This window comes from Microcoleus sp. T2B6 (genome assembly GCF_036700475.1).
Classification (GTDB): Bacteria; Cyanobacteriota; Cyanobacteriia; order Cyanobacteriales; family Microcoleaceae; genus Microcoleus.
On the sequence record NZ_JAUBOZ010000010.1, the window covers coordinates 33,872 to 54,802 of the forward strand.

Genomic DNA, 20,931 nt, shown 5'->3' on the forward strand with positions numbered 1-20,931 from the left:
AAAATAACAATCTCATAAACCCGCCCCCACCCAACGGTAAATCGGAATCTACCTCAAAGTCACAGAAAATGCACGAAAGCCCACCCAAAATATCTCAAAATATCCTCTTAGAACTCAAGAATCTTTCGGTAAATTATGGTGGCATTCAAGCCATACAAAATATTAATCTCACGATTAATGCAGGCGAGGTTGTCAGTCTCATCGGTGCCAACGGTGCGGGCAAAAGTACCACATTGAGAGCGATTTCTAAAATAGTTAATTTGCGACAAGGACAAATTATTTATAACGGGCGCGACATTAGCCGCCGCCAAGCTCACGAAGTTGTGAAATTGGGAATCGCCCACAGTCCAGAAGGGCGGCGGGTTTTGGCGCAGCAAACGGTGTTAACTAACTTAGAATTAGGGGCCTATATTCGATCGGACTCGGCGGCAGTAAAAGCCGATTTAGAGCGCCAATTTGAGATATTTCCGCGCTTAGCAGAAAGACGCCGCCAGCTAGCAGGAACCCTCAGCGGCGGGGAACAGCAAATGCTGGCGATCGCCCGCGCGTTGATGTCGCGCCCCAAACTGCTACTATTAGACGAGCCTAGTTTAGGCTTAGCACCCGCGATCGTCAAAGAAATTTTCGGAATTATTCACAACCTGCGTTCCACAGGCGTTACAATCCTTTTAGTCGAACAAAACGCCAGTTTAGCACTGCAAATTGCCGATCGGGGTTACGTGCTAGAAGCTGGTAACATTACTCTCACAGGTATGGGAGCGGAGTTGCTAAACGACGAGCGAGTCAGGAGCGCATATTTAGGATGACTTGGTTAATTTTAGGACTCTTGACCGCTTTTTTTGAAGCCGTCAAAGACGTTTTTGGGAAACAAAACCTCAAAAAAAGTGACGAATATGTCGTCGCTTGGTCTCTCTCATTTTTTTCAGTCATCTTTTTGATTCCCTGGGTATTATATACAGGAATTCCGCCATTAAACTCTCAATTTTGGCTTGCCCTATTAATCGGAGGTAGCATCAACGCTGTCACATCCCTCCTCTACATCAAAGCCATCAAAGTATCAGATTTATCCCTAACACTACCGCTGGTAGCTTTGACACCATTATTCATGTTGGTAACTTCACCGTTAATTGTCGGTGAATATCCCCAACTTTTTGATTATATTGGCATTTTACTAATCGTAGGAGGCTCTTATTTATTAAATATAAAAGAGAAATCAAAAGGATATTTAGCCCCATTCAAAGCACTGCTGAATGAACCAGGACCCAAATTGATGTTAATCGTCGCATTACTATGGAGTATTGCCTCAAATTTTGACAAAATAGGAGTTACAAATTCATCCCCTATTTTTTGGGTATTCTCTTTGTTTGGTACAATCAGTGTCTTGCTACTGCCAGTTTTATTGCACAAAACCCCAAATTCAGGGCGAAAAATTCTCAAACAATTACCAATGCTAGCTGCTATGGGGTCTTTCAATGCTATTGGAGTGCTTTTTCAAATGCAAGCTTTGACATTAACTTTGGTAGTGCAAGTGATCGCGATTAAGCGTACTAGCGTGTTAATGGGTGTATTATTCGGTCATTTCATTTTTAAGGAAAAAGATATTCAACAAAGATTATTAGGGGCCGGAATCATGATTTTGGGAGTTTTATTGATCAGTTTATAGTTTGAGATTTCCGGGACTTTGACCACGAATTTATTGAGGGTATTCGCCACGTGATTTATCCGTGGAATCAATCCAAAATCGAAAATCGAAAATCACTTATTGCCCCCGCATTTATCCGTGGGGTAAATCTAAAATCTAAAATCTAAAATCTAAAATCGATTGACGCTCATTCTCCCCCCGAATGTAGGGGCGGTGCCTCCGTGCCCGCCCTCTCTCGGTTTGCCGGGAATGTCCGGGTTGGGAAACACGCTCTAGCCTCTATTTATGTATAAGTCATGTTATACTCAAGGCGATCGCACTTTCTCTCACTATTTATTAAAATAAAAAAAATTAATGCACAAAATAGCAGCCACGCCCGGAGGTTGGAACCCTCAATCAGAAGGAGTAATTTTTATTCAGCAAACCCCTGCACCAATAGTATTTATTAGTGCTGCTGACACCGACATTCAAACTCTCGCAGCCGCCGCATCCAAAATGCCGGCAAATTTTCCCAAAGTGCGCGCAGTAAATCTGCTTCAGTTGCAGCAACAACTAACAATTGATACTTATGCAGAGGAAGTTTTAGAACGCGCAGAGGTCATAATCTTAAGACTGTTAGGAGGGCGTTCTTATTGGTCTTACGGCTTAGAGATTCTGCGGGAAACAGTGCAGAAAACTAACGCAGCACTGATTGTAATGCCGGGAGAAGACAGTCCCGATCCAGATTTAATCAGCCATTCCAATGTATCGCTGTCAGCAGTCAATAAACTGTGGCGCTACTTCACAGAAGGCGGAGTCCAAAACTTTGTTAACGCACTCAAATTTGCCGCCGATACTTGCCTGAAAACTGCTTATAATCCACCGCTACCTCAAACAGTCTCCCGCGTCGGAATTTATGATTGGATCGGGCGCGGGGAGGAGTGTTTTGAAACTTTACCACCCGATTCAGATCCCCCTAAATCCCCCTTAATAAGGGGGACTTTGACCGCTTCTTGCCCCCCCCTTATTAAGGGGGGCAGGGGGGGATCTCCGGGTTTACCAACCGACGCTCAGCCCCCTAAATCCCCCTTAAGAAGGGGGACTTTGACAACTTCTTGCTCCCCCCTTCTTAAGGGGGGCTGGGGGGGATCTCCGGGTTTACCACCAGATTCAGATCCCCCTAAATCCCCCTTAACAAGGGAGACTTTGACAACTTCTTGCTCCCCCCTTATTAAGGGGGGCTGGGGGGGATCTCCGGGTTGGGAAACACTCCCTAAAAGGCACGACGAGGGCGGGCACGGGGGCACCGCCCCTACGGTCGGAATATTATTTTATCGCGCTCATTATTTATCAGGAAACTTAGCACCAATTGATGCACTTTGTCAAGCTCTAGCAGAGCGAAACTTAGTACCAGTTCCCGTCTTTGTGTCTTCTCTGCGGGAACCAGATTTGCAAATAGAATTGCTGGAATATTTCCAACCTAAAGAATCAGAACCAATTCAATTATTGCTCAACACCACAAGTTTTGCCGTCTCCGGTTTCAGCAGTCAAGAACCGCAACAAAACAGCTTAAAATCCTTAGACGTTCCAGTATTGCAAGCAATCTTCAGCGGTGGCGGTTTGGAACAGTGGGAAACGGAACTTCAGGGACTTTCGCCCCGCGATGTGGCGATGAATGTAGCATTGCCAGAAGTAGACGGAAAAATCATTACTAGGGCTGTTTCTTTTAAAGCCGTACAGACTTGGAACAGCGAATTAGAAACAGATGTAGTAGGCTATGTAGCAGCGGGCGATCGCATTTCATTTGTAGCAGATTTAACCGCGAATTGGGTGAAAATGAAACAAACCCCAGCCGCCAACAGACGCATCGCCATAATTCTGGCAAATTACCCCACTCGCAACGCCCGCTTAGCCAACGGGGTCGGCTTAGATACCCCCGCTAGCTGTGTCGAAATCCTCAAAGCTATGCAGCAAGCTGGCTATCAAATTGAAAACATCCCGGCTAGTGGCAACGAGTTAATTGAACTCCTGACTTCTGGCGTGACAAATGACCCCGAAGGACGCGAATTGCGGCCTGTTCATCAATCTTTGGATTTGGCAGAATATGAAGAATATTTTGCTAGTTTGCCGCAGGAAGTGCAAGATGGGATTTGTAAAAGATGGGGGATTCCGGGAAGCTATGCACAAGACTTTATAAGTAACAATACGTCTTTTCCGATTCCGGGGATTCAGTTCGGTAATGTATTTGTAGGAATTCAACCATCGCGGGGATACGAACTTGACCCCGCGTTAAATTATCATGCCCCAGACTTAGAACCAACTCACAATTATCTAGCTTACTATTATTGGTTGCGAGAAAAATTGGGAATTGACGCTATAATTCATGCTGGAAAACACGGCAACTTAGAATGGCTTCCCGGTAAAAGTATAGCCTTGTCTAACAAATGTTATCCAGAAGTAGCATTAGGCGCGATGCCGAATTTTTATCCCTTCATTGTCAACGATCCGGGGGAAGGTTCCCAGGCAAAAAGACGATCGCAAGCTGTGATTATCGACCACCTGACGCCGCCGATGACTCGCGCCGAACTCTACGGGCCTTTGCAACAGTTGGAAACCTTAATCGACGAGTATTGCGAAGCCCAAAGTTTAGATCCGTCCAGATTGCCCATGATTCGCGATCGCATTCTCGCCCTCACCAACAAAGAAAACTTAGATAAAGACTTAGGAATACAACTAAATAAATCAGAATTTACAGAATTTATCACCCGCACAGATGGCTATCTTTGCGAACTCAAAGAATCCCAGATTCGTGACGGATTGCACATTTTCGGGCAGTGTCCCGAAGGTAGACAGTTGAGAGATTTGATAATTGCGATCGCCCGCCATCCCACCAACGGGCGATCGGGCTTAACCCGCGCCCTAGCAGAAGACTCAGGCTACGATTTCGACCCCTTAACCTGCGATCCAATGTCGATAATTCAGCACCGCACAGCAGGCGATTTAACAGCAGAACTCGAAGAAAAAGCCGCTGAATTAGTAGATAACTTAATCGAAAACATCCGCGTCAATCCGCGTTCATCTGCGGTTACAAATCCGCAAATTGGAGAAGCGACCCAACAAGAATTAAACTGGATAAATAACTATCTTTTACCTTCACTCCTCCAAACAGACCAAGAAATTACCAACCTTTTGCGCGGACTAGATGGGCGGCACATACCCAGCGGCGCATCCGGCGCGCCCACTCGTGGCCGACCAGATGTATTGCCCACAGGTCGGAATTTTTACTCAGTAGATATCCGCGCGATTCCCACAGAAACCGCCTGGAGAGTTGGCAGAGTTGCTGCTGAAACTTTAATCGAAAGATACACCCAAGAAAACGGCGAATATCCGAAAACTTTGGGTTTGTCAGTGTGGGGAACATCCACCATGCGGACAGGGGGAGACGACATCGCCGAAGCCCTAGCATTGATAGGAGTTCAACCAGTTTGGGATGGCCCTTCGCGCCGGGTTGTAGATTTTGAAATCTTGCCCGTTTCTGTTTTGGGGCGGCCGCGGGTTGATGTTACTTTGCGAATTTCTGGCTTTTTCCGCGATGCTTTTTTTAATTTAATTGATTTGTTTGATAGTGCGGTAAAAGCTGTGGCAGATTTAGACGAATCAGCAGAAGACAACCCTTTAGCAGCACAAGTTAAGGAAGAGATTTTGTATTGGGAATCTACAGGTTTGAGTCAGGAAGAGGCGCAAGGGCGATCGCAATTTCGAGTGTTTGGCTCAAAACCGGGTGCTTACGGGGCAGGACTTCAAGGCATAATTGAAGCTCAAAACTGGACAGACGACAGCGATTTAGCAAAAGCTTACATTAATTGGAGCAGTTACGCCTATACCTCCTCTAGTTCCTCAAATTTGCCGGGAGATGTAGCAGGAGTTAAACAGAGTGAATGGGGATGTTCTGCACCCGAAGCATTTGAACAACGCCTCGGTCAAATGCAAATAGTTCTGCAAAACCAAGACAACCGCGAACACGACATCCTCGACTCGGACGATTATTATCAATTCCAAGGCGGAATGACGGCCGCAATTCGCAATTTGCAAGGCAAAAATCCTGAAACCTATTTCGGAGATAATTCGATTCCTGAGAATCCGAAAGTGCGGCAACTGCGAGAAGAAATTGCGCGGGTTTATCGCAGCAGGGCTGTGAATCCCAAATGGATAGAAGGTGCGATGCGACACGGTTATAAAGGCGCTTTTGAAATAGCAGCAACTGTAGATTTTTTGTTTGCTTACGATGCTACGGCAAATTGTGTAGAGGATTTTATGTATGAAGGAATCGCAGAGGCTTACATTTTTGATGAGAAAGTGCAGGCATTTATTCAAGAAAACAATCCTTGGGCACTGCGAGATATGGCGGAAAGATTGCTAGAAGCTCGTCAGCGGGGGTTGTGGCAGAGTGCGAACCAGGATACATTGGATAAATTGAGGTCGATCGCCCTGCAAGCCGAAGCAGTCCTCGAATCCCATACTGGTTTCTAGTCTGAACGGAGAAATGATAGAATTTAGTTAATATGCGAGGAATCAATGTTGCGCGATCTCACCATCCAAAATTATCGCTGTTTTAAAGATTTTCATATCGACGATCTAGCTAGGGTTAATCTGATAGTCGGTCAGAACAATAGCGGTAAAACTACTTTTTTGGAAGCCATTTATTTATTAGTTAATGAAGGAAATATTCCCTTTCTGTTTGAGGTGCTAAATAGCAGAGGTGAAATAACACTCGATCGTTCTAGACAAAGAAATGGCGAAGTCGTTTCTAGGCGTTATTATTATCATATTTTACATATTTTTTACGGACATCAACTTAATAACTTCGATCTGGCTATTGATATCTGCTCTACAAAAGAGCATCTGCTTTCATTGAATATTCAGCCTAATCGTATTCTCCAACAACTTACACTTCCAGGATTTGAAGATTTAGTTCCAAGTGGAGAGTTAGTCGCTGAGCTAGTTGTTTCCTACGGACAGTATACCCCAATAAGAATTCCTATCCGTACTGATAGAACTGGCGATTGGCGTTACTTGGAGTTGGGCAACACATCTCAGTTAGTTGTTCCTACAAGGAGCAGCCATCAAAATTATTTTCTGACAACCACTAAGAGAAGCTTTCAGCAACTGTCTCTACTGTGGGATAGAATAACACTCACACCGAAAGAACAAAGTGTAGTAGAAGCATTGCAAATTCTGGAGCCGGATGTGGAACGGATTAGTTTCACCAGTCGCCAGACTTCTAATAGTGGTATTTTGCTTAAACTTCGGGGACAGCCTCACCCAGTTCCTCTAGGCAGTATGGGAGAGGGTATGCAACGAATTCTTAGTATAGCAATGGCAGCCGTCTCATCAGAGAATGGGTTTTTGTTGGTTGATGAAATTGATACAGGTCTTTACTATCAAACCCAAACTGATATGTGGCGATTGATATTTGAAACAGCACAGCGATTGAACGTTCAAGTCTTTGCAACTACCCACAGTTGGGATTGTATAGCCGCATTTCAAGAAGCCTTAGAACAGTCAGAAGATAGTTCGGTTGGCAAATTATTTCGCTTGAGCCGGCGCGGCGAGGATATTCGTGCAGTTGAATACACTCCCGATGAATTGTCCGTTGCAGTGCGCCAAAGTATCGAGGTGCGCTGATGCCAAAAGCACGAAAACCTCCTCAATCAAAACCTCAACAGTTATTGGTAGAAGGTAAGAATGACCGACACGTAATCTGGGCTTTGTGCCAGCAATATCAACTGCCAGAAACATTTTCCGTCGAAGTACCGCAAGAAGAAGGTAGAGAAGGAAGTACAGAAGGAGTTGATGCGCTGCTAAATGGCTTGCCAGAAAGATTGAAAGCAGAGAATTTACGCACGTTGGGAATTGTGGTAGATGCCGATCGCAATTTAAGTGGGCGGTGGCAATCTCTTAAAGATAAACTGAGTTCGATCGGCTATCGAGACATCCCGCAATCTCCCCCTCCCGAAGGCTGGGTTTGCACACCTTCAGATCCATACTTGCCTCGCGTCGGAGTTTGGTTGATGCCAAACAATCAACTTCCTGGAATGTTAGAAGATTTTGTCGCCTATCTCATCCCTCCTGGCGACACCCTGCATCCGAAAGCAGAAGCAATTTTACAAGAGATCGAACAAGCCGGACTTAACCGCTACACTTTAACTCATCATCCCAAAGCGCTAATCCACACTTGGCTGGCATGGCAGAAAACGCCTGCAATGCCGATGGGACAAGCAATAACAGCGCAGGTGCTCAGGTGCGATTGCCCGATCGCCTTAATTTTTATTGAATGGTTAAAACATCTGTTTGAGCTAATTGCTCGATCCGCCGAATAATGAGTAATATCTAGTAATGTTTCGCGATCGCTGAAAGCTTTATGATTCGCCGCTACATTGCTAGCATCAGCACCAGCATCCTCAAACGTACCTGCGCCGCAGCCGCTGTATTAGCCGTAACTTTGGGATGTTCGTCAACGAAGCCACCCAACACCGCAGGGCCATCGGGTTCGATCGAATCCACAGTCCTAGCGCAGTCGCCAACGTCTCTGTTAGCTCAAAACCCCAACAAAACCAGAAAATCCCTCAGCGTTCCCTCATGCCCCCAAAACGATGCCTTCACGGAGTCAGTTAACTTTGCCACCCAAGCTTCTAATTTGGCTCAATCAGCCAATTCAAAAGAAGACTGGGACGAAGTAGCCGCCCTGTGGGTGCAGGCCGTCGCCTGGATGCAAGCCGTTCCCCCCGGCAGTCCCAGGCGGGCTTTTGCGGAGAAAAAAGTGGTGGAGTACATGAGAAACCTGGTTTATTCCCAACAGCAAGCGGGCGCAAACGGATCGCAAGCCAGTACAGTCAGCTTCAGCAGCGATTTACTCAACGAACAACTCGAACTTTACCTATCCTACGTTGCTGCCGTCGGGCCACCAGATGTTTTGATTGTCGGCAGTTCCCGCGCATTGCAGGGCGTAGATCCCAAACAGCTAAAACAATCTTTGGCCCAAAGGGGCCGTCCGGGCTTAAAAGTATTTAACTTTTCAGTCAACGGTGCAACTGCACAAGTAGTTGACTTTCAACTGCGGCGGCTTTTGAAGCCGGATCATTTGCCTCAAATGATTGTCTGGGCGGATGGTGTGCGCGCATTTAACAGCGGCCGGGACGATCGCACTTTTAATTCGATCCTCGATTCTGAAGGCAGCCAACTTATAGCCGCAGGCGTTCGCCCCGAACTGGAGTTGGATGAACCGAATGTGATTCCCCAGTGTTACAGATTCCCGCAGCCCTGCGCTAAAAATACTTTCCGCAAAGCATGGGCATCTGTCGATCGACCTTTCACGGGCGGGCAAGACGCGCACCCCCTACTCCCCACAATCAAATTCCTATCTAGTGGAACGGGCATCTTGCCCGTTGCTAACACCCAACCCCTACTCCTCACAATCAAATCCCTCTCTAGTGGAACGGGCATCTTGCCCGTTGCTAACACCCAACCCCTACTCCCCAAAATCAAATTCCTATCTAGTGGAACGGGCATCTTGCCCGTTGCTAACACCCAACCCCTACTCCCCACAATCAAATTCCTATCTAGTGGAACGGGCATCTTGCCCGTTGCTGAGAAGGCTGCAAAATATGAGTTAAAACCGATCGCAGCAGATGCAGCAACCCAAAAAGCACAAGTGATTCCAGTCTCGCGACGCACAACAGTAGCCATCCGACAACTCAACCAATTGGCAGATTCGATCGACTCCAACGGATTCATGGCTATGTCGGGCAAGTACAATCCCAACACTTATTATCGAGAACGCGCTTACGTTTCAGGCCAGTACGATCGCGACTACGAAAACTTCAACCTCGGAGGCAAACAAGCAACTGCCTTTAATTCAGTTGTAGCATTTACCAAAGCTCGCAAAATTCCCCTGATTTTCGTCAATTTGCCCCTCACCGACGACTACTTAGACGGAACTCGCCTGCGGGCAGAACAGCAGTTCCGGCAGCGAATGCAGCAACTCTCGCGGCAAAAAGGCTTCGCTTTCCGCGACTTGTCGCAGCGGTGGCCTGGCCGCAACGACTATTTTTTGGACCCCAGCCACCTCAACCGCTTTGGGGCGAGCGCAGTTTCTAGCCTACTCGCTGCCGATTCCAGCATTATCTGGCCACGGCCCAAATCCAGCCGCAGCGACGGGTGAAGGAAGTTCGGCAACGGATTCTGTAACGGATGTAACGGATGTAACGGATGTAACGGATGTAACGGATGTCAGTCCGAGGGAAGTCGGAAGATGTGGAAATGCAGTCATAATAATATTTCTTATTCCCGGCTTTCTTTTTACCAGGCAAATCCTGGTAACACAGATCCACAGGCTCTGCCTCGCAATGCTCAAAAATAGTTTAAAATCTAACCTGATGTCCAAAACCAATTTGTGCGATCGAACATTTTAAGATATTTCGCTCAGCCTAAAATCTAACAATCCAAAATCCAAAATCGATAGATTGTGAGATCACTCTAAAATCTAACAATCCAAAATCCAAAATCTAAAATCTAAAATCGATAGGTTGTGCAACTAAAACAAGTAATTATCGCCCACAAAGCCAGAGATACCCTCAGCCAGCGGTGGGCAGAACAGTGTGCCCGCCAATTAGAAAGTCGCGGGTGTCAGGTTTTAATGGGGCCGAGTGGCCCCAAAGATAACCCGTATCCGGTGTTTTTAGCTTCTAGTAACAGCCCAATAGATTTAGCGGTAGTGCTCGGCGGCGACGGTACTGCCCTAGCTGCGGCGCGGAATTTGGCGGCTGACGGCATCCCGATTTTGGCAGCGAATGTGGGGGGACATCTGGGTTTTTTAACCGAGTCTTTTGATGATTTCCAAAATACTGAGGAGATTTGGGACAGACTTTCGGAAGACAGGTATGCTGTGCAGACGCGGATGATGTTGCAGGCAACAGTTTTTGAGGGAAACAGAAGCAATCTCGAACCCCAAAGCGATCGATTTTTGGCACTAAATGAAATGTGCGTCAAACCTGCTTCAGCCGATCGAATGCCGAGCTGTATTCTAGAAATGGAAGTTGACGGCGAAGTAGTCGATCAATATCAAGGTGACGGTTTAATTGTGGCAACTCCCACCGGTTCGACTTGCTACACCGCATCTGCCAACGGGCCGATTATGCACTCAGGAATGGAGGCGATCGCAGTTACTCCAATTTGCCCTTTGAGTTTATCCAGTCGGGCGATCGTCCTGCCGCCCGGTTCAGTCGTCAGCATTTGGCCTTTAGCAGATTACGAACTCAGTACCAAACTCTGGACAGACGGGGTTTTAGGTACTGCAATTTGGCCAGGACACCGCGTAGACGTGCGGAGGGCAGACTGCGAAGCCAAGTTTATCATTTTGCGGGAAAACTATTCTTATTTCAACACTTTGAGGGAAAAACTTCACTGGGCAGGAGCCAGAATTCGGTACAGCAACAATCACCGCAATTAATCCGAATCATCCACCATTAATTATTAATCTGTAGGGGCGGGTTTTACCAACAATAATCGCCTAAAATCAATAATCTCATAAACCCGCCCCCACAAGGCCATAAATCGCAATTTACATTTTTATGCTTCGAGCGAAAGAAAGGTTGATATGGGTTATTAGTTGTGTGGGGGCGGGTTTATATAGATGGTTTGCGGTCATTAAATATTATTCGTAAAACCCGCCCCTACAGGATGCTATTTTACAGGCAAAACCCACCTTACCCAACCCATAATCTCTGTACTTTGTTAAGATCGCTCAATATCTTGACAAACAGCCTAATCTATGCAGATTTTCAAAAAATCAACCCGACCTTTCAACCCTCAAGATACCTATCCCTGTCCCGTGTGCCGCACCGGTCAAATTTCCACCCTAGCACTGATGGACGCCCTAGCTTGCAACTTCTGCCAGCACATTTATACCGCCAGCGTTGAAAGACAATCGCTCCAAATGGCCGATCGCCAACCGCCCGTAACTTGGCACTGGAACGGCAAACAGTGGATAGGAGCCCACCTCGAAGGCGTAGAATTCGGATGGCCCTACTTGGCAGCGGCTTTGGGTCTAATTTTCCTTCCCACTACCTTGCTGGGACTTTCAGCTTACTATTTTCCCCCGGTTCCCGGCAGCCGGTTGTCGTGGCTGCCCCTAGCTTGGACAGGCTTAGCTTTTTTGTCGCATTTAGGCATTGTGCTGTGGTTGATAGGTGAATTTTATCAATTCCCGGTCGTCACTTACTTCAGAGCTTGGGGGCGCAGGATACGCCGGCGCTAGCTTAAATGCTCTCTAACAGCCGATCGTCCGAAGGCGGCCCACCGACATCGATCCAGGTAAAATTAGAGGCGATCGCAAAATTCAATTCCCAATCAGCACTTATGCAGCTATAATCGTTAGCTATTCTAAATAGTCAAAAGCAAACGCATTGCGATTTGTGAGGAGAGCGATGAACATACTTGGAATCTCGGCGTACTATCACGACAGCGCCGCAGCCTTAATTCGCGACGGAGAAATTATAGCAGCAGCGCAGGAAGAAAGATTTTCCCGCAAAAAGCATGACGCCAGATTCCCTAAGAATGCGATCGCTTATTGCTTGAAAGAAGCGAAAATAGATTTGCGGGAACTCGATCGAATAGTTTTTTACGACAAACCTTTAGTCAAATTCGAGCGCCTTCTCGAAACCTATTTAGCCTACGCACCCCAAGGTTTTCGCTCTTTCCTAGCAGCCATGCCGATATGGCTCAAAGAAAAGCTTTACCTCAAAACCATGCTCAAAAGAGATTTGGCAGCAATAGCAAACTGCAAAACAAATAAACTGCCATCTCTGCTATTTACCGAACACCACCAATCCCACGCAGCATCGGCATTTTTCCCCAGCCCGTTTCAAAAAGCAGCCGTTTTGTGCCTCGACGGCGTGGGCGAGTGGGCCACAACCTCAGTTTGGTTGGGAGACGGGAACCAACTTACACCTCAGTGGGAAATCGATTTTCCCCACTCCTTGGGTTTGCTTTATTCAGCTTTCACCTATTATACCGGCTTCAAAGTCAACTCTGGTGAATACAAACTCATGGGTTTAGCTCCTTACGGCGAACCCAAGTATGTAGACAAGATTCTCAACTATTTAATCGACCTCAAAGATGACGGAACTTTCCGTTTGAACATGGATTATTTCAACTATACTGTTGGCTTAACCATGACAAATAAGAAGTTTGACGAACTATTTGAAGGGCCACCGCGTCAAGCTGAAGGAAAATTGACTCAGCGGGAAATGGACATTGCCGCTTCCATTCAAGTTGTTACCGAAGAAGTTGTTTTGCGACTTTGCAGAACAGTTAAAAAAGAATTGGATGTCGATTATCTTTGTCTTGCCGGCGGCGTTGCTCTCAACTGTGTTGCTAACGGCAGACTCTTGCGGGAAGGTATTTTCAAAGATATTTGGATTCAGCCGGCGGCGGGAGATGCTGGCGGTGCTTTGGGCGCGGCTTTGGCGATTTGGTATCAGTATTGCGAACAAACTCGCACTGTGAGCGCGAACTCGACAGCAAATAGTATAGAATCCCTCAAAACTGAACTTATCACTACAAACGCAGCGGTTGAGGAGAGGACTGAAGTTCTCACTGCAAACCCAGCGGTGGCAACTGTGGCGAAGTCTGTTGCTCATTTAACTTGTCACGATCAAATGCGGGGCTCATATTTGGGGCCGAGGTTTACTGACGCAGAAATTCTGGAATATTTGGATGCTGTCAAAGCCAGCTATCACCGATTAGATGATGCCGAATTAATGCCGCAGTTGGCGGAAATTTTGGAACAGGGAAATGTGGTGGGATGGTTCCAGGGGCGGATGGAATTTGGGCCGCGGGCTCTGGGCGGTCGATCGATCATTGGCGATCCCCGCAGTGCTAAAATGCAGTCCGTGATGAACCTGAAAATTAAATATCGGGAATCTTTTCGACCTTTTGCGCCGTCAATCTTAGCCGAACGAGTGGCGGATTATTTCGAGATTGACCATTCTAGCCCTTATATGCTATTAGTAGCACCTGTCAAAGCCAGTCTCCGCATTCCGATGACTGCGGAACAAGAGCAGTTGTTTGGCATTGAAAAGCTCAACATTCCGCGTTCCGAGATTCCGGCTGTCACCCACGTCGATTACTCGGCTCGCATCCAAACTGTTCACAAAGAAACCAATCCTCGCTACTATGACTTAATCAGCCATTTTGAAAAGCGATCGGGCTGTTCTATTGTGGTAAATACTTCTTTCAACGTCCGAGGCGAACCCATTGTTTGCACTCCAGAGGATGCTTACCGCTGTTTCATGCGAACCGAAATGGACTATCTGGTTTTGGAAAATTACTTGCTTCCCAAGTCCGAACAAATTCCTTGGAAACAAGATGATGCTTGGAAAAATGAATTTGAACTAGATTAGTCATTAGTCATTAGTCATTAGTCATTAGTTATTAGTTGGAACGAATAACTAATAACTAATAACTAATTCCCCATTCCCCATTCCCCATTCCCCATTCCCCATTCCCCATTTCTAATGAGCGACGAAATTAAAAAACTCGACAAAAAAGGCTTGCGCGATTTCGGGCTGCTAATTGGCGGCTTGATTGCAGTGCTGTTCGGTTTAGCAGTACCTTTACTGCGGCGGCATTCTCTACCTTGGTGGCCTTGGGCAATCTGCGGGGTGATGGTGCTGCTAGCATTGGTGGCGCCGAAATCGCTTAATCCCGTTTATCACGGGTGGATGCGCTTTGGAATTATTCTTAACAAAATCGAAACGCCGATCGTCCTAGGGATAGTTTTTTACCTGATAGTTTGGCCGATGGGAGTGATCAAAAACATTTTCGGCGAAGATGCCATGCGGCGAAAACTCAATCCTAAAATGGATACTTACCGCGTCCCAAGTAAAGCAAGAACAAAAGTTAGTATGGAGCGTCCTTTCTAAGTGTTTGAAGCAACTTTAGATTTTATCAAAGATTTGTGGGCGTTTATGAAAGAACGCCAAAAGTATTGGCTGTTGCCGCTCATTGTGACTTTAGTCTTTTTGGGAGCTTTGATTGTATTGAGTCAGGGTTCTGTGATTGCTCCATTTATTTACACCCTGTTTTGAAATAATGAGCAAGTTGAAAGATTTGGGTGTCAATTTGGGTTTGACACTCGGCGGTTTATTGATGGGGGTGGTAATTGGTGAAATTGGATTGCGAGTGGCTAAAGTTGAGGGCTATCCAAAAATAGGAGATTTCGCAGACTCTGCGCCAACTCGTTTTCACACTTCCGATCCGAATTTGGGCTGGAAGCTGAAACCTGGTGTGTCGGGCGAGTGGAATGGGGAAGGTGCGAGTTTTGTGCAGGTGAATAGCGAGGGTTTGCGCGATCGGGAACATACAAAAGCAAAACCTCCAAATACTTTGCGCGTTGCGGTTTTGGGCGATTCTTTCACCGAAGCAATTCACGTACCTGTCGAACAAACTTTCTGGTCAAAATTGGAACGAAAGTTAGGCAACTGCGAAGCTGTTAAGGGACGCAAAAATGTTGAGGTAATTAATTTCGGGGTGCAGGGCTACGGTACTGCTCAAGAATTAATTATGCTGCGAAAAAAAGTGTGGGATTACAATCCTGATATTGTAATTCTTGCTTTTTTTATTGGCAATGATGTGATAAATAATTCTCCGAAACTGGAATACGATCGCTACCGACCATTTTTTGCTTATGATTCTAGTGGCAAGTTAGTACCGGATATGTCTTTTCGCAATCTGCCGCCGATCGATCGCAACGAAAGAGCAGTTTCCTTCGTAGACAGGATGCCAAGTTGGCTAGTCAACAATTCGCGCATTTTGCAGGTTATTAAAAAAGTAGACTTAGAAAGGAAAAAGCGCGAGTTATCTGAGGATTTTACCAATTTAAGTACCCAAAACCTCAAGGAACCTCAGAATGCAGCTTGGCAAGAGGCTTGGAGGGTGACAGAGGGTTTGATTGTGACGATGCGGAATGAAGTCGTGCAGAAAAATGCTGATTTCTTGCTTGTGACGATCGGCGATCCGACGCAAGTTAGACCGGAGGCCCCGGTGCGAAAAGATTTTATGACAAAGAACAACATTCAGGATTTGTTTTATCCCGATAGGCGGCTGGAAAAATTGGGCGCGCGCGAGGGTTTTCGGGTACTGAATTTATCCGAACAGATCCAAGGTTACACTGAAAAATATCAAGTCTGCGCCCACGGTTTTGAGAATTCTGTACCCTGTGGGGGTCACTGGAATGAACTCGGACATCGGCTGGCTAGTATCCTGATTAACCGAAATTTGTGCGAAAATTTGAAGCAGTCTCAAGTACCCAAAAAACAACCGTAATCAGTCAAATTTCATGAAAGATTCAACGGCGCTAAAAAAAAGCAAAAACATATTAATTATAATCGCGGTTAATTTGGCGATCGCCTTTATTTGTCTGGAAGCTTTGTCGCTAGCTTTTTATTTTATCAACCAAAAGCAGTTTTTTTATACCCGAACTAAAGCCAAAGAAAAAGTAGTAGAAGATATTGAAAGGATCGGTATTAGACTTGATGAATCTATCGTAGAAAGACTGCACCCCCTTTTTGGGTATGTGCTAAAACAAGGTGCTTTCACTAATGAAAAATTAAAGTTAAAAGTCAACAAACAGGGTTTTTTTTCCCTCTACGAATATCCGGTTGTGAAAACCAATAAAAATCAAGTTATCATCGGAGTTTTTGGCGGTTCAGTTGCAAATAATTTTGCCGTTGCTGAATACGTAAATCGTCGATTGTCTAACAAATTGAAGACTTATCGAGAATTTGCCAACAAGGAAATTATTGTTTTAAATTTTGGCAACGGAGGCTACAAACAGCCGCAACAATTGTTAATTTTAAATTACTTTTTGGCTTTGGGTCAAGAGTTAGATATAGTCATCAATATTGACGGTTTTAACGAAGTAGCACTGTCAAATTTAAACAACAAAGCCCAAGTTGAAATAGGAATGCCCAGCGTTCAGCACATACAGCCGTTAACAGGTTTAGCGAGCAATAACTTGTCGCCAGAAGTGATGAGTTCCATAGTGAAAATTAACGAAACCAAAAAACAATTGAAAGCAGGTATTGACAAATTGCAAACTTGTCAACTTGCTTTGTGTCACGCTGTCACCTCGCTACAGGTGAAACAATTAGTCAACAATTACCAGCAAGCAGTGCTCAAGTACGATTCGCAAGTTAAACCATCCAACCCAGACACGGCAAATAGCAGTATAGTGTACATTCCCAAAGCTGACTCTGTTTTGCAGGATGCCGCTGCTTTTGACAAAATGGCATCAATGTGGTACCAATCGTCGATCGGGATGAATCAAATTTTATCAAGTAGAAAGATTAAGTATTTTCACTTTATCCAGCCCAACCAGTATTATCCTACTAAGCGAGCGTTTACCGCCAAGGAAAAGGAAATCGCGATTAACACAGAGAGTCCCTACATTGAAGGGGTGAAAAAAGGTTATCCGGTATTGTTGTCTAAAGTCGATGATTTGCAAAAAGCTGGGGTTAATGTTTTTAGCGCAGTGAATATTTTAGATAATACAAAAGAGACGGTTTACAAAGATGCCTGCTGCCACTATAATTCAGTCGGAGACGAAGTATTGGCAAACTATGTTTCTAGTTCAATTATTAAAGTAGTAAGAGAGTCGAAATAAAAGTCTATGAAAGATTTAAAATTCCTCAAAAACGGACAACAAGTTCTCAAGATAACTTTGATTAACTTAGCGCTTTTACTGGTTTTCCTGGAACTCGGTTCCTTGGGATGGTATTTTGTCAAGCACAAGCAATTTTTCTATACTAGAGAAAAAGTGCAAGATAAGTCGGATTTAGGAATAAATTTAGAAGGAGTGCGGCTGAATCAGTCTATTGTGGAAAGATTTCATCCTTTTTTTGGGTTTATTCAAAAACCCAGCCGCGATTTTCGACCGGGTTTTAAAGTCAATAATTATGGGTTTATTTCTCCTTACGATTACCCTCTCAAAAAAACTAAAAATAATCAGTTTTTTATCGGAGTTTTTGGCGGTTCTGTGGCTTCCGATTATGCAATATTTCAAGTTCAGAATCAAATTTTACCTAAATACCTCAAACAGTTGCCCGGTTTAAAAGATAAAGAATTTGTAATTTTGTCTTTTGCAACGGGAGGCTACAAACAGCCGCAGCAATTATTAATTTTAAACTACTTTTTGGCTTTAGGTCAAGAATTAGATATGGTCGTCAATATAGATGGTTTTAATGAAGTAGCACTTTCTAATTTAAACAATAAAAATAAAGTCGATTTTGCGATGCCAAGCATTCAGCATATTTTGCCACTGGCTAACTTCGCGAATAATAGTCTTTCTACTAAGGCTATGGAAGCAACTCTCAGAATTCAAGAAAATAAAACTAGGATTAATCAGGGTTTGGAACGTTTACAAAACTGCTCTTTAGCTGCGTGCGATGCTGTGACTTCTGTTTACGTTCAACATCTAGTAAATAACTATAAAACAGATGTTCTTAAGTTTGAAGAAGAACAGACTAAACAACAAAAAGATGACCGTAGTAGCGTTATTTATATCAATACTAATAAGGCGGTTTTACCGGATTCAGTAGCTTTTGAAAAAATGGCAGGGAATTGGGCAAAAAGTTCAATTTTTATGCACAAAGTGCTGTCAGCTAGTAATGTGCCTTATTTTCATGTTCTTCAGCCTAATCAATATTATCAGACGAAAAGGGTGTTTGGTGAAGCCGAAAAGAAGATTGCTTTTAACAAGGAGACTCCTTATGCTAAATCTGTAGAAATTGGATATCCGGCTCTTTTCACAAAGTTTCCTAATTTGGAAAAAAATAATATTAATATATTGAATGGTGTAAATGTATTTGATCGGACTAAAGATGCTGTTTATGTAGATAGCTGCTGTCATTACAATAAAGCTGGGGAAGTAATTTTTAGTGATTATGTGGGCCGTTCTATTCTGGAAGCTTTGCGGAAGGAGGAAAGAAAAAAGAAGAATTGATATTATGTCTGGTTGATTCGTTATTGTACAATTTGCGAACTCGTAGGAGCGGGTTCACCAACAATATATAACGATAACCAACAATATATAAAAACCCGCCCCACTCACCAATAATTCACATCAACCTGATATTTATATTTAATTCCTAAATGTAGGTGATGATTTATCGTTGGGTGGGGGCGGGTTTTTGAGATTGTTTGTTTCCGGCGATGAGGGTTGGTGAACCCGCCCCTACGGGTATTATGTGGATGGATTAAAATTACATGGTTTTTAGTTTTGGGTTTTTGGCTGGCTGGGGGAGCGATCGCCCGCTGAGTCGATCGGCATTACCAAGACTTTATCAACTCGGTTCCCGTCCATATCCACTACTTCCACGCGCAAACCGTTCCACTCAAAATGCTCGGCTGCTGTGGGAATTTTCCCCAAATTGGTAATTACAAAGCCGCCCATTGTGTGGTAACTTCCTTTGTGTTCTGCTGACTCTTCGATTCCAAACAGCTCAAAAAAATCTTCAACTGCTAGCATTCCGTCTAACAGCCAAGAACCGTCTTCGCGCTGCACGGCTTCCGGCTCGTCAGCATCTTCAATCGAGGGAAAGTCGCCAACGAGTTCGACTAAAATGTCGTTGACTGTAACCAATCCTTGAATTACGCCGTATTCGTCTACTACCAAGGCAATTTGATTGCTAGATTGTTTGAAAAGTTCTAATACTTTTAAACCCCGCGTGCTTTCCGGTACAAATAACGGTCGTCGTAAAGAAGCGCTTAAATCTAGGGGTTGACCAGTTAAAGTCCGAGACAGCATATCAGTAACGTGTACTAAACCGACAACGTTGTCTAGCCCTCCCTGACACACGGGAAACCGAGAATGACCACTGCCGAGCATTTTTTGGCGATTTTCTTCCACTGAATCATCCAGATCGAGCCAGGTAAGATCGGGACGCGGGGTCATTAAGGCGCTGACTCGCCGATCGCCCAAACGAAAGACTCTTTCTACCATGTCTTGTTCGGCTTCTTCAAAGGTTCCGGCTTCGGTTCCTTGCTCGATTAAAACTTTAATTTCCTCTTCTGTAACTTGCGGTTCTGTCGAGGGCGATATCCTCATCAGCCGCATCACTAAGTCAGTGGAATGACTTAACAAATAAACCGCAGGAGCGCCAATTTTTGAGAGCATTCGCATGGGAATTGCTACGCTTGAGGCGATCGGCTCCGGGTTGTTGAGCGCTAGCCGCTTCGGCACGAGTTCGCCGATAATTAAGGTCAGATAAGTGATGGTTAAAACTGCTACTACTGAGGCGATCGTCTGAGAATAGGGCGCGAGGGCAGGAATCAGCCGCAACAAAGGCTCTACCCTTCTAGAAATCGTCGTTTCTCCGAAAGCGCCCGACAGAATGGCCAGCATCGTAATCCCGATTTGAACTGTCGGCAAGAACTGATTGGGGGCATTAGCCAGATCCAAAGCTACGCGGGCATTGGCGGAACCTTGGTTGGCCATCTGTTGCAGTCTCACCTTCCGTACAGAGATGATGGCCATCTCTGACATCACAAACAAGCCATTGAGGAAAATTAGCAGGAGAACAATCAGAATATCGGTACTTGGGGACATTTCTAAAATTTTCGGTAGTAACGGCGAAGCGCTCTGCCCGGTTAGTCGATTTTAGATTTTAGATTTTAGATTTTAGATTGACGACGCCGCCAGTATCTGGGGGATTTCCCTAATGTCTAAAATTCTTCGATCTTCACAACTTGAGTACGTGGCAGGGTATCCGTCTTTGGGTGCAGTCACCAAAAAACTGGGTCTGAAGCCCCGTCCTTATAGGACGGCTTTACATTGAATTAAATCCCCTTTCGGGGTCGGAGAGGGAATTTAATGCAACCTCTCCGATTTTTGGGGAATGGTTGCCCCAAACTCCCATTTCTGGGGTAAAGTTAGCTTGGACAAAGTTATAAAGGCTTGTTAGGCTAGCAGCACTGTCTCAGTGACCTTAAGACTGTTTAACCACTAGCGACAGAGCAAGGGACTAGCTTCGCATCAAGCGGGTGTCGTGACCTAAATAACATAGCTATTTAAAGCTTAGTCTGGTCAGAATGGCCTGTTAGATTTCTCTTTCAAGCCTCACGCCTTTAGGCTGAGGTTTCTGACAGGAGAGGTCTGGAAGCTGCAAATCTCGATCGCAAAATCGAAATTTTTTCTAAACCTGTCACTAGATTAACGGAACTGGCTCGATCCCGATCGCTGGATCGACACA

The 20,931-nt window shown here is 45.1% G+C and carries 15 protein-coding genes; 14 read left to right on the forward strand and 1 reads right to left on the reverse strand.

Annotated features, from left to right (window positions below; translation table 11 throughout):
- The first annotated feature begins 68 nt into the window (after positions 1-68).
- The 14 genes from QUA00_RS06870 to QUA00_RS06935 all read left to right on the forward strand — a co-directional run bounded on the left by QUA00_RS06870 (position 69) and on the right by QUA00_RS06935 (position 18,683).
- Positions 69-806: an ABC transporter ATP-binding protein gene (locus QUA00_RS06870; RefSeq protein WP_333147456.1), complete on the forward strand. Its 738-nt coding sequence runs from the start codon at positions 69-71 to the stop codon at positions 804-806.
- Positions 803-1,663, forward strand: coding sequence for an EamA family transporter (locus QUA00_RS06875; RefSeq protein ID WP_333409162.1), 861 nt, complete (start codon positions 803-805; stop codon positions 1,661-1,663). The genes QUA00_RS06870 and QUA00_RS06875 overlap by 4 nt, the downstream gene beginning before the upstream one ends.
- A gap of 333 nt (positions 1,664-1,996) precedes the next feature.
- Entirely contained in the window at positions 1,997-6,151 is a 4,155-nt protein-coding gene (gene cobN, locus QUA00_RS06880; protein WP_333409163.1) for a cobaltochelatase subunit CobN, read from the forward strand.
- A 45-nt stretch (positions 6,152-6,196) separates the two neighbouring features.
- Complete coding sequence (locus tag QUA00_RS06885; protein ID WP_333409164.1) at positions 6,197-7,306, forward strand: AAA family ATPase; 1,110 nt, start codon at positions 6,197-6,199, stop codon at positions 7,304-7,306.
- A complete protein-coding gene (locus QUA00_RS06890) occupies positions 7,306-8,001 on the forward strand; it encodes a DUF3226 domain-containing protein (RefSeq protein ID WP_333409165.1) in 696 nt (231 codons plus the stop codon). The genes QUA00_RS06885 and QUA00_RS06890 overlap by 1 nt, the downstream gene beginning before the upstream one ends.
- A 41-nt stretch (positions 8,002-8,042) precedes the next feature.
- Positions 8,043-9,842, forward strand: coding sequence for a hypothetical protein (locus tag QUA00_RS06895; RefSeq protein WP_333409166.1), 1,800 nt, complete (start codon positions 8,043-8,045; stop codon positions 9,840-9,842).
- A 366-nt stretch (positions 9,843-10,208) separates the two neighbouring features.
- Positions 10,209-11,129, forward strand: coding sequence for an NAD(+) kinase (locus tag QUA00_RS06900; protein WP_333409167.1), 921 nt, complete (start codon positions 10,209-10,211; stop codon positions 11,127-11,129).
- A gap of 321 nt (positions 11,130-11,450) precedes the next feature.
- Positions 11,451-11,936, forward strand: a complete 486-nt coding sequence (locus tag QUA00_RS06905; RefSeq protein ID WP_333409168.1) for a hypothetical protein — start codon at positions 11,451-11,453, stop codon at positions 11,934-11,936.
- A gap of 169 nt (positions 11,937-12,105) precedes the next feature.
- Positions 12,106-14,082, forward strand: a complete 1,977-nt coding sequence (locus tag QUA00_RS06910) for a carbamoyltransferase (protein ID WP_333409169.1) — start codon at positions 12,106-12,108, stop codon at positions 14,080-14,082.
- A 114-nt stretch (positions 14,083-14,196) separates the two neighbouring features.
- Positions 14,197-14,604 carry an SxtJ family membrane protein gene (locus tag QUA00_RS06915; protein WP_333409170.1) on the forward strand — a complete coding sequence of 136 codons (408 nt, stop codon included), beginning with the start codon at positions 14,197-14,199 and terminating at the stop codon, positions 14,602-14,604.
- Entirely contained in the window at positions 14,605-14,769 is a 165-nt protein-coding gene (locus QUA00_RS06920) for a DUF5989 family protein (protein WP_333127910.1), read from the forward strand.
- Between the two features lie 4 nt (positions 14,770-14,773).
- Positions 14,774-16,006, forward strand: a complete 1,233-nt coding sequence (locus QUA00_RS06925; protein WP_333307818.1) for an SGNH/GDSL hydrolase family protein — start codon at positions 14,774-14,776, stop codon at positions 16,004-16,006.
- A gap of 13 nt (positions 16,007-16,019) precedes the next feature.
- Positions 16,020-17,345 (forward strand): hypothetical protein, encoded by a 1,326-nt coding sequence (locus QUA00_RS06930; RefSeq protein WP_333307820.1) that lies wholly within the window; start codon positions 16,020-16,022, stop codon positions 17,343-17,345.
- A 6-nt stretch (positions 17,346-17,351) separates the two neighbouring features.
- Positions 17,352-18,683, forward strand: coding sequence for a hypothetical protein (locus QUA00_RS06935; RefSeq protein WP_333409171.1), 1,332 nt, complete (start codon positions 17,352-17,354; stop codon positions 18,681-18,683).
- 270 nt (positions 18,684-18,953) lie between these two features.
- Here QUA00_RS06935 and QUA00_RS06940 read toward each other — a convergent pair whose 3' ends face one another.
- Positions 18,954-20,288 carry a hemolysin family protein gene (locus QUA00_RS06940; RefSeq protein WP_333409172.1) on the reverse strand — a complete coding sequence of 445 codons (1,335 nt, stop codon included), beginning with the start codon at positions 20,286-20,288 and terminating at the stop codon, positions 18,954-18,956.
- Between the last annotated feature and the right edge of the window lie 643 nt (positions 20,289-20,931).

What these genes read in the sequence shown, in the direction of transcription:
- QUA00_RS06935 (WP_333409171.1), top strand. Translation starts at nt 17,352, where the DNA reads ATGAAAGATTTAAAATTCCTCAAAAACGGACAACAAGTTCTCAAGATA.
- QUA00_RS06930 (WP_333307820.1), top strand. Translation starts at nt 16,020, where the DNA reads ATGAAAGATTCAACGGCGCTAAAAAAAAGCAAAAACATATTAATTATA.
- QUA00_RS06895 (WP_333409166.1), top strand. Translation starts at nt 8,043, where the DNA reads ATGATTCGCCGCTACATTGCTAGCATCAGCACCAGCATCCTCAAACGT.
- QUA00_RS06870 (WP_333147456.1), top strand. Translation starts at nt 69, where the DNA reads ATGCACGAAAGCCCACCCAAAATATCTCAAAATATCCTCTTAGAACTC.
- QUA00_RS06875 (WP_333409162.1), top strand. Translation starts at nt 803, where the DNA reads ATGACTTGGTTAATTTTAGGACTCTTGACCGCTTTTTTTGAAGCCGTC.
- QUA00_RS06885 (WP_333409164.1), top strand. Translation starts at nt 6,197, where the DNA reads ATGTTGCGCGATCTCACCATCCAAAATTATCGCTGTTTTAAAGATTTT.
- QUA00_RS06940 (WP_333409172.1), bottom strand. Translation starts at nt 20,288, where the DNA reads ATGTCCCCAAGTACCGATATTCTGATTGTTCTCCTGCTAATTTTCCTC.
- QUA00_RS06905 (WP_333409168.1), top strand. Translation starts at nt 11,451, where the DNA reads ATGCAGATTTTCAAAAAATCAACCCGACCTTTCAACCCTCAAGATACC.
- QUA00_RS06910 (WP_333409169.1), top strand. Translation starts at nt 12,106, where the DNA reads ATGAACATACTTGGAATCTCGGCGTACTATCACGACAGCGCCGCAGCC.
- QUA00_RS06925 (WP_333307818.1), top strand. Translation starts at nt 14,774, where the DNA reads ATGAGCAAGTTGAAAGATTTGGGTGTCAATTTGGGTTTGACACTCGGC.
- QUA00_RS06890 (WP_333409165.1), top strand. Translation starts at nt 7,306, where the DNA reads ATGCCAAAAGCACGAAAACCTCCTCAATCAAAACCTCAACAGTTATTG.
- QUA00_RS06915 (WP_333409170.1), top strand. Translation starts at nt 14,197, where the DNA reads ATGAGCGACGAAATTAAAAAACTCGACAAAAAAGGCTTGCGCGATTTC.
- cobN (WP_333409163.1), top strand. Translation starts at nt 1,997, where the DNA reads ATGCACAAAATAGCAGCCACGCCCGGAGGTTGGAACCCTCAATCAGAA.